A 9,074-nucleotide genomic window follows, 5' to 3' on the forward strand; every position below is an offset into this window, starting at 1 on the left:
TATCTACCTCCTACCCGATTTCCTGTCAATAATCCTGCCAGGGGTATATGGGTTTGGTATTTCCAGGATTCTGTGGAACATATCCTGGTGCATATTGCTGGGGAGCAGTCTCATCCTCGTATGGATAGCTGCTTGGAGGAATAATCATCGAGTTTGCTGAGTGTATGGTGCAGTATCCAGGCATTGCATATTTGGAATCATCTGTCTGACCTGTCTCACCGTTTGGAAGAACCATAAAGACGGCGGTTGTTCTCTCGGGACAATAAGGCGTTGGCAGCTGATGGGATACGGAGCATACGGTTGCTCTTACGTGATTATTGCAAACGTCTGTGGGGACTGTACCTTTTGCAAAATATTCTGTATATACTGCATTGCCTCTGGGGTCCTCGGTGCAGACTCCTGAGACCGCCAGCTTGCCGGATTTCCGGCAGATTTGTGCGGTTTCTATACTGTCAGGAACAGGAAATCCGGGGTCTGGCTTTCCTTCATGGACTCTGGTCATGATCTTGCGCCAGATTGCCTTATGAAAGGATGCACCACCGTTCTGCTTGGTCAGCTTCTGGTTATCATCGCATCCTGCCCAGATACCGGCAGTATAATAAGGGGTATAACCCACAAACCAGATATCGTTGTTGGCTGATGTGGTACCGCTTTTTCCAGCAGCCGACATTCCCGGAATTTTAGCTGCAGGGCTGGTGGAACTTGGACCTGAACTGGAAAACTTCCGGCTGCTTTCCATGGAGGCTGCCATTGCGTCGGTCAGGAGAAAAGCAGTGGAGTCTTTTAAAACACGATGGGTCTCAGGTGTATTATCGATTAAAACCTTTCCGTCGTGATCCAGGATTTTAGTGAAAAATATTGGCTTTGTATAAACACCGCCGTTGGCAATGGTGGCAAAAGCACCGGTTAGCTCTAAGTTGGAAACGCCCCTGGTGATTCCGCCCAGGGCCAGTGCCGGGTTATAATCGGTGTCAGTTAAGGAAGTGATACCGAAGTTTCTTGCGTACTCCACGCCCAGCTGGGGTTTTACCGTCTCAACAAGACAGCGTACAGCCACGATGTTCATGGAATAAACGATACCGTCACGGATGCTTGAGTAGCCCTGGTAACCGGAGCTGTACCAGTTGGAAAAGGTTTTGTTGCCGATTGTGTAAACCGAATCATAATAAACCGTTCCAAGGGTGGCACCGCAGGTGTCAAGTGCTGGAGAAAATGCGGTGAGGATTTTGAAGGTGGAACCTGGCTGCCGATAGGTATTGCTGGCCCGGTTGAGTGTCAGGCTGGCCAGTTTTTGTCCCCGGCCTCCGTTGATAGCCTTAACTTCACCTGTTTTCTGATCCATGATAACGAAGGAGGCCTGAGGCTGTAAGGTCTTATGAAGGCTTTCTCCCAGTATGGTATCTCCTTCTTTCAACTGATAGTTTTTATAACCCTGTACATCCGCCTCTGCTTCTTCTTCGGAATTATATAAACCGTCATAGCCGTTGTCTCCCATTTCCTTGTGATAGCGTTTGACGTTTTCTTCGGAATAGTGGGTGGTTGTGCCATCCTTGTGGGTGACGGACAGGCGGTATTCGATGGAATACCTGGCTGCTGTATAATTTTGCGGGTTATTGATTTCCTCGTCCACAATGGTCTGAATTGCGGGATCCTGAGTGGTGTAGATGGAAAGACCGCCGCTGTAAAGCATATTGTGAGCCTGGGTATCCGTATAGCCCAGCTGGTTCTTCATGGCAGTTATGACTTCCTCAACCAGCTCATCTGTAAAATAGCTGTATGGAGATGCAGTTTCCTTGGTCACAGTGTCCACATTCTGGATTCTGGAATAGACATCATCGGCAAGAGCCTGGTCTTCCTCTTCCTTTGTGATATATCCCTGGTCATGCATATATTGAAGAATAACCTTCTGCTTGTCGGAATTGCCCTTCTGACCGGATATGGGATTATATTTGGAAGGGTTCTGCGTGATTCCTGCTAAAACCGCGCATTCGGACAACGTCAGTTCTGATACGTCCTTGTTAAAATATCTCTTGGCAGCCACTTTGACGCCCAGAGTATTATTACCTAAATTAATGGTATTTAAGTAGTTGGTAATGATCTGTTCCTTTGACATGACTCCGTCAAGTTTAATGGCAAGAAACCATTCCTGAAGCTTTCGTTCCAGGCGCTCCCCGAAACTCTTCTCCATGCCGCCGCCGAACACGCTGTTTTTGATCAGCTGCTGGGTGATGGTGCTTCCGCCTCCGGCTGTGGAATCACCGGTCAGAACACCTTTCACAGCTCTCATGATTGAGCGCAGATCAATTCCGTTGTGTTCCCAGAATCTGGAATCCTCATAAGAAACAAAGGCATTGACCAGATTTTTTGGAAGTTCATCGAAAGTGGCTTCCTCCCTGTTGGAACCTGCGGTCACCAGGGTTTCGGTGACATTGCCGGCACTGTCATAAACGGTAGTGGCATATTCATTGGGAACAATGGTTGATATGTCCACGTCAGGAGCATTGTCTATGATTCCCTTCACCATGCCGAGTACAACGCTTGCAGCAACAATGCTTCCAAACAGGCACAGGATAAACAGACTTTTAAAAAAGGCAAGAAAAACCTTTGTGGTGTATTTCCTCGCTTTTGAATTGGCAGATTTGATCTTTCTCTCTGTCTCTTGCTTGCCGTAATTCATGGGAAACCTCCTTTACCGGTCCATTATACCAAAAATTGTCGTGCAATTCAACACTTACCATTTTCGGAACAAATTTATACATTTATACATGAAACCTTGATCCTCATCCTGATTTTGGATATAATGGGAAAGGATTGTTTATATAGAAGAAATGAGGATGCTTATGAGAAAAGCTTATAAAATATTATACCGGGAAGGTACGGGAGAGCTGATTGAAAAGAAATCCCGTTTTATCGCCAGCTTCCGGTCTGTTAAAACAGAAGAGGAGGCTCAGTCTTTTATAGAAGAAATGAGAAAAAAATACTGGGACGCCAGTCATAACTGTTATGCCTGGGTTTTAGGGGAGAACGGGGAAGGTAAGCGCTGCAGCGATGACGGAGAGCCCAGCCAGACAGCAGGAAAGCCGATGCTGGATGTTCTGGAAGGGGAAGGAATCGTTAACATCTGCGTGGTTGTTACCCGTTATTTTGGCGGTACGCTTCTTGGAACAGGAGGTCTTGTGAGGGCTTATTCCGGAGCCGTAAAAGAAGGCTTAAAGGCATGTACGGTTCTGACACTGGTTCCTGCTAAAAAACTTCTGATTGATACGGATTATAACGGATCCGGTAAGATACAGTATCTTTTAAGCCGGCAGAATATTGCAATTTTAAACAGTGACTATACGGACCGTGTTATTTTTACAGCCCTGGTGCCGGATGAAGAGATGTTAAAGCTTCAGGCTGACATTACGGAGGCAACAGGGGGGAAAGCAAAGCTTGAGGTATCCGGTTTTGTATATTACAGTATGCTTGAAAAAGAAGTCTTATTGTTTCCGGAGCTATAGTGCATATGCAGAAAAAAGAAAAAAATCTTGCAATATTATATATCAGGTGTTATACTAATAAATCGTGATAATGTAGATGAAACTAAGGGCATAGCAGGTCCTTAGTTTTTTATGATATGGGAATGAATGACCTGTATTATGCTTGAATAACAGAAAGAAGAGTACATTTATGAAGATGAAAAGAGAAGACGTCAGGAATGTGGCAATCATTGCCCACGTCGATCATGGTAAAACTACCCTTGTGGATGCCCTGTTAAAGCAGAGCGGTATATTCCGCGAGAATCAGGAAGTGGTAGAACGCGTTATGGATTCCAATGATATTGAAAGAGAGCGCGGAATCACCATCTTATCCAAGAATACGGCAGTTCATTTCGGAGAAACAAAGATTAATATTATTGATACACCAGGACATGCGGATTTCGGCGGTGAAGTAGAACGTGTATTAAAGATGGTTAACGGTGTTATTCTTGTTGTAGACGCTTATGAAGGAGTTATGCCCCAGACCAAGTTTGTATTAAGAAAAGCGCTGGAGTTAGGACTTTCCGTTGTTGCCTGCATCAATAAGATTGACAGACCGGAAGCAAGACCGGAAGAGGTGGAAGAAGAAGTTTTAGAGCTTCTTATGGATCTTGATGCAAGTGAAGAGCAGCTGGATTGTCCATTCCTTTATGCTTCTGCAAAAGCAGGATTTGCAAAAAAAGAGCTTGGTGATGAAGGGGTTGACATGGCTCCTTTATTCCAGACTGTTATTGATCATATTCCTGCACCGGAAGGCGATCCGGATGCCTCAACCCAGCTTTTAATCAGTACCATTGATTACAATGAATATGTGGGACGAATCGGAGTAGGCAAGGTAGATAACGGAAGAATTAAAGTGAACCAGGAATGTGTCATTGTAAATCATCATGATCCCGACAAATTCCGCAAGGTTAAGGTGGGCAAGCTGTATGAATATGAAGGTCTTAATAAGATAGAAGTACAGGAAGCCGGAATCGGTGCCATCGTGGCGATCTCGGGTATTGCAGATATCCATATCGGTGATACGCTCTGCTCCGTTGAGAGTCCGGAAGCAATTCCCTTCCAGAAAATATCTGAGCCGACCATTGCCATGAATTTCATGGTTAACGACAGCCCGCTTGCAGGACAGGAAGGTAAATTCATTACTTCCCGTCATTTAAGAGAACGTTTATTCCGTGAATTAAATACGGACGTCAGCCTTCGTGTGGAGGAGACAGAATCTCCTGACTGCTTTAAGGTATCCGGCAGAGGAGAACTTCATTTATCCGTACTGATTGAGAACATGAGACGGGAAGGCTTTGAATTTGCAGTAAGTAAAGCGGAAGTTTTGTATCATTATGACGAAAGAAACAGAAAACTGGAACCTATGGAAATTGCATATATCGACGTACCGGAAGAGTTTACCGGAGCGGTTATTCAGAAGCTGACAAGCCGTAAGGGTGAGCTTCAGGGAATGAGCCCGGCAAACGGCGGATATACAAGACTGGAATTTTCCATTCCATCCAGAGGTTTAATCGGCTACCGCGGTGAATTTATGACAGACACCAAGGGAAATGGAATCATGAATACCGCATTTGATGATTATGCACCGTATAAGGGAGATTTATCCTATAGAAAATCCGGATCCTTAATTGCTTATGAATCAGGAGAATCCATAACCTATGGACTTTACAATGCCCAGGAGAGAGGAACACTGTTTATCGGAGCCGGAGTCAAGGTATATTCCGGTATGGTAATCGGACAGAATCCGAAGGCCGAAGATATTGAAATCAATGTCTGCAAGTCCAAGAAGCTGACCAATACCCGTTCTTCCGGTGCAGATGACGCATTAAAACTCACCACTCCAAAGGAGATGAGCTTAGAGCAGTCCCTTGACTTTATTGATGTAGATGAGCTGTTGGAAATCACACCGGTCAGCCTTCGAATCAGAAAGAAGATTCTGGATCCAACTGTAAGAAAACGAACTTCACAGAATAAAAAATCTTTAGTATAAATTGTTATATACAGGAGAATGCTGGCGCAGATCGCCGAAATACCGCCGATCAGTCAGCATTCTCCATTATTTTTTGTGCATTCTGCCTCCTTCTGTCGATATTTTTGGTATGCTTTTTATCATTTTCGTGTATTCTGCCACATAAATTTAATATTAGCTGTGAAGCATATTAGCAAATTAGTGAAAGAAGAGGAGAAATACAATGTCAGAAAAAATGATTGAAAACAACAAAGTAAGCGTTATCGGAGAGATTGTCTCCGGCTTCACCTTCAGCCATGAGGTTTTTGGAGAAGGATTCTATATGGTGGACATTGCGGTAAACCGTCTCAGTGATCAGGCAGACGTGATTCCGCTGATGATCTCAGAACGTCTCATTGACGTCGAAGGAAATTACGAAGGCTGTACGATAGAAGCGGTTGGCCAGTTCCGTTCCTATAATCGTCACGAGGGAACGAAAAACCGCCTTGTACTTTCTGTATTTGTCCGGGAGATCCACTTTATGGAAGAGTTTACAGACTACACAAAAACCAATCAGATTTTTCTGGATGGATATATCTGCAAAGCACCCATTTACAGAAAAACTCCGTTGGGAAGGGAAATTGCAGATTTACTCCTTGCAGTCAACCGTCCTTATGGAAAGTCCGATTACATACCCTGTATCGCATGGGGAAGAAATGCAAGATATGCTTCTGGTTTTACTGTAGGAACCAGAGTTAAGGTCTGGGGAAGAGTCCAGAGCAGAGAGTACACCAAAAAGCTCACAGATACAGAGTGCGAAAAGAGAGTGGCCTATGAGGTGTCAGTCAGCAAGCTGGAATGTTCCGAGTAAATATTATTAATATATTAAGAAAATAATAAGAAAACTTGAAAAAATATTAATTATATGATACGATAAGCAGGTTCTAACATAATAATTAAATAATTGCTTTTTAGCTGTTATGAGGTGCTGAAAGATGAATCGAGGTACGATACAGGTTATATGCGGGGAAGGAAAAGGCAAGACGTCTTCTGCACTCGGCATGGGAATCGAGGCTCTGACGAAGAACAGGACTGTCATCATGATTCAGTTTTTGAAAGGCTGTCAGGGGCGGGGATCTCTGGAGATCATGAAAAGGCTGGAGCCGGAGATGAAGATTTTCCGTTTTGAAAAGTGCGACGGGCTCTTTGAAAACCTTTCTATGGAACGTCAGGAAGAGGAGCGTATGAATATCCGCAATGGTCTTAATTTTGCCAGAAAAGTAGTATCCACAGGTGAATGTGATATGCTGATTCTGGATGAAATTCTTGGGCTTTTGGACCAGGGGATATTGGAAGCGGAAGAACTTATAAAACTTCTCCAGTCCAAAGTTGATGAGATGGAGGTCGTATTAACCGGTAAGATATTTTCAAAAAAGATAGAACCTTATGTAGACAGTATACTGGAAATCAATCATGTTAAAGTTGACAATACAAAATAATAATGTTAGTATGGTAACATACATAATAGAGTAGAGGTTGCGTTGATTAAGAGTACGCTGTCCGATGTATCAGGTACAGAGGAGGACAGGGGAAAGGAATAGACGCCGAAGAACGGTATGGCCTGAACATATCTGTTCTGGGCATATGGTTAAGAGCCATATGACTGTCATCCGTATGGATGGGGAGCTACTTAAAGAAAGATGAGATTACCAGATTCTGGACTTTAAGAGCTGACCCTGTTGTCAGCTCTGTTTTTTCGTTTCGGCAGGAAGAACAGGGCGGCAAAGGGCCCTTAGAAGTTTACTATGTATAACGATAAAGAATCAGGAGGATAAGACCATGGCAATTTATGAAGGCGCGGGAGTAGCGCTAGTTACACCTTTTCAGGAGAACGGACTTGTAAATTATGAGGTACTTGAAAAATTGGTGGAGGAACAGATCGCAGAGGGAACTGATGCAATTGTTGCATGCGGAACCACTGGGGAAGCATCTACGATGACTCATGAGGAACATTTGGATGTAATCAAATATGTATGTGAGGTTACGAAAAAAAGGATACCGGTCATAGCCGGTACCGGTTCAAATTGTACGGAAACAGCGGTTTATCTGTCTGAAGAAGCGCAAAAGCTGGGAGCGGATGGTCTTCTTTTGGTTTCTCCGTATTATAATAAAGCGACTCAGAATGGTTTGAAAGCTCATTTTAAGGCTGTGGCAGATGCCGTGAAAATCCCCATTCTTCTTTATAATATTCCGGGAAGAACCGGTGTTACCATAACAGCACGCACCATTGCAGACCTCTGTCTTAACGTTCCCAACATCGTAGGAGTGAAAGAGGCAAGCGGTGATTTTTCCGCCATCGCTGATCTGCTGAGTTTTACTGACGGTAAAGCCGATGTTTATTCCGGTAATGACAACCAGATTGTTCCTATCATGTCTTTGGGCGGAAGAGGGGTTATATCGGTTCTTTCTAATGTTGCTCCGGCTAAGACACATGAGATCTGTCAGGCATATTTGGACGGTGATGTGAAACGCAGTGCAAGACTACAGCTGGAAGCAATCCCGTTAATTAATGCGTTATTCTGCGAAGTGAATCCGATTCCTGTGAAAGCAGCGTTAAATCTCATGGGAAGGCAGGCAGGACCAATGCGTCTGCCTTTGACCGAGATGGAAGAAAAAAATCAGGAATGTTTAAAAAATGCCATGAAAGAGTATGGAATTTTATAACCGGTGTAAGATATACATATGGAGGAAATCATGATTAAGATGATAATGCACGGCTGTAACGGGGCCATGGGACAGGTCATTTCCGGTATTGCAGCGGAAGAAAAAAATATAGAGATTGTTGCAGGGATTGATCCCAACATGACGAAAGAAAATTCATACCCGGTATTTTCTTCCTTAGAGTCCTGTGATGTAAAAGCAGATGTAATCGTTGATTTCACTTCTGCAAAGGCTGTGGAGGGTCTCCTTCATTACAGCATCGAAAAACACATTCCTGTGGTTTTATGTACAACAGGGCTTTCTGAGGAGCAGGTTAAGCTGGTAGAAGATGCTTCCAGACAGGTAGCGGTGCTCCGGTCGGCAAACATGTCCTTAGGTGTGAATCTGCTGATGAAGCTTATAAAAGATGCAGCACTGGTGCTTGCTGGTGCAGGATTTGATATTGAGATTCTGGAGAAGCATCATAATAAAAAACTGGATTCTCCAAGCGGAACGGCACTTGCGCTTGCAGATTCCATTAATGAGGCCATGGACCAGGAATTTCATTATGTCTACGACAGAAGCCAGGTAAGAAAAGCAAGAGATAAGAAGGAAATTGGAATTAGTGCAGTCCGCGGCGGAACCATAGTAGGAGAGCATGATGTGATTTTTGCAGGAACCGATGAGGTGGTTACGTTCCAGCACACTGCGTATTCCAAAGCTATTTTTGCAAGGGGAGCAGTATCTGCTGCCAAATTTTTAGCAGGAAAAAAGCCGGGACTTTATACCATGAAAGATGTAATAGAATCCTGATTTTTTCCAAAATTTTCCACTATAATTCATTTCTCCTTGACACATACTAAGCATAGAATATGAAAGGAGAAAGTAGTGTGAAAGAAAGTAGA

General features: G+C 43.9%; 7 protein-coding genes and 1 riboswitch. Of the genes, 6 read left to right on the forward strand and 1 reads right to left on the reverse strand.

Features of this window, described 5'->3' with window-relative positions; genetic code table 11:
* Window positions 1-25: 25 nt before the first annotated feature.
* Entirely contained in the window at window positions 26-2,677 is a 2,652-nt protein-coding gene (locus DS742_RS27190; protein WP_117420045.1) for a transglycosylase domain-containing protein, read from the reverse strand.
* Between the two features lie 163 nt (window positions 2,678-2,840).
* Here DS742_RS27190 and DS742_RS27195 point away from each other — a divergent pair, with 163 nt between their 5' ends.
* The 6 genes from DS742_RS27195 to dapB all read left to right on the forward strand — a co-directional run bounded on the left by DS742_RS27195 (window position 2,841) and on the right by dapB (window position 8,982).
* A complete protein-coding gene (locus DS742_RS27195; RefSeq protein WP_117420046.1) occupies window positions 2,841-3,500 on the forward strand; it encodes a YigZ family protein in 660 nt (219 codons plus the stop codon).
* Between the two features lie 169 nt (window positions 3,501-3,669).
* The gene (gene typA, locus DS742_RS27200; RefSeq protein WP_117420047.1) at window positions 3,670-5,511 is read left to right on the forward strand and encodes a translational GTPase TypA; all 1,842 of its coding nucleotides are present in this window, start codon (window positions 3,670-3,672) and stop codon (window positions 5,509-5,511) included.
* Between the two features lie 202 nt (window positions 5,512-5,713).
* Window positions 5,714-6,340: a single-stranded DNA-binding protein gene (locus DS742_RS27210; RefSeq protein WP_117420049.1), complete on the forward strand. Its 627-nt coding sequence runs from the start codon at window positions 5,714-5,716 to the stop codon at window positions 6,338-6,340.
* A gap of 124 nt (window positions 6,341-6,464) precedes the next feature.
* Complete coding sequence (locus DS742_RS27215; protein ID WP_117420050.1) at window positions 6,465-6,968, forward strand: cob(I)yrinic acid a,c-diamide adenosyltransferase; 504 nt, start codon at window positions 6,465-6,467, stop codon at window positions 6,966-6,968.
* Window positions 6,969-6,991: 23 nt separating this feature from the next.
* A riboswitch (Lysine riboswitch) is annotated at window positions 6,992-7,166 on the forward strand.
* 142 nt (window positions 7,167-7,308) lie between these two features.
* Window positions 7,309-8,193, forward strand: coding sequence for a 4-hydroxy-tetrahydrodipicolinate synthase (dapA, locus tag DS742_RS27220; RefSeq protein WP_117420051.1), 885 nt, complete (start codon window positions 7,309-7,311; stop codon window positions 8,191-8,193).
* A 30-nt stretch (window positions 8,194-8,223) separates the two neighbouring features.
* Entirely contained in the window at window positions 8,224-8,982 is a 759-nt protein-coding gene (gene dapB, locus DS742_RS27225; protein ID WP_117420052.1) for a 4-hydroxy-tetrahydrodipicolinate reductase, read from the forward strand.
* Window positions 8,983-9,074 lie beyond the last annotated feature (92 nt).

Source organism: Lacrimispora amygdalina (genome assembly GCF_003432035.1).
GTDB classification, from domain to species: Bacteria; Bacillota; Clostridia; order Lachnospirales; family Lachnospiraceae; genus Lacrimispora; species Lacrimispora amygdalina.

Coding starts and splice junctions, on each gene's coding strand:
- DS742_RS27190 (WP_117420045.1), bottom strand. CDS start 2,677: ATGAATTACGGCAAGCAAGAGACAGAGAGAAAGATCAAATCTGCCAAT.
- DS742_RS27195 (WP_117420046.1), top strand. CDS start 2,841: ATGAGAAAAGCTTATAAAATATTATACCGGGAAGGTACGGGAGAGCTG.
- typA (WP_117420047.1), top strand. CDS start 3,670: ATGAAGATGAAAAGAGAAGACGTCAGGAATGTGGCAATCATTGCCCAC.
- DS742_RS27210 (WP_117420049.1), top strand. CDS start 5,714: ATGTCAGAAAAAATGATTGAAAACAACAAAGTAAGCGTTATCGGAGAG.
- DS742_RS27215 (WP_117420050.1), top strand. CDS start 6,465: ATGAATCGAGGTACGATACAGGTTATATGCGGGGAAGGAAAAGGCAAG.
- dapA (WP_117420051.1), top strand. CDS start 7,309: ATGGCAATTTATGAAGGCGCGGGAGTAGCGCTAGTTACACCTTTTCAG.
- dapB (WP_117420052.1), top strand. CDS start 8,224: ATGATTAAGATGATAATGCACGGCTGTAACGGGGCCATGGGACAGGTC.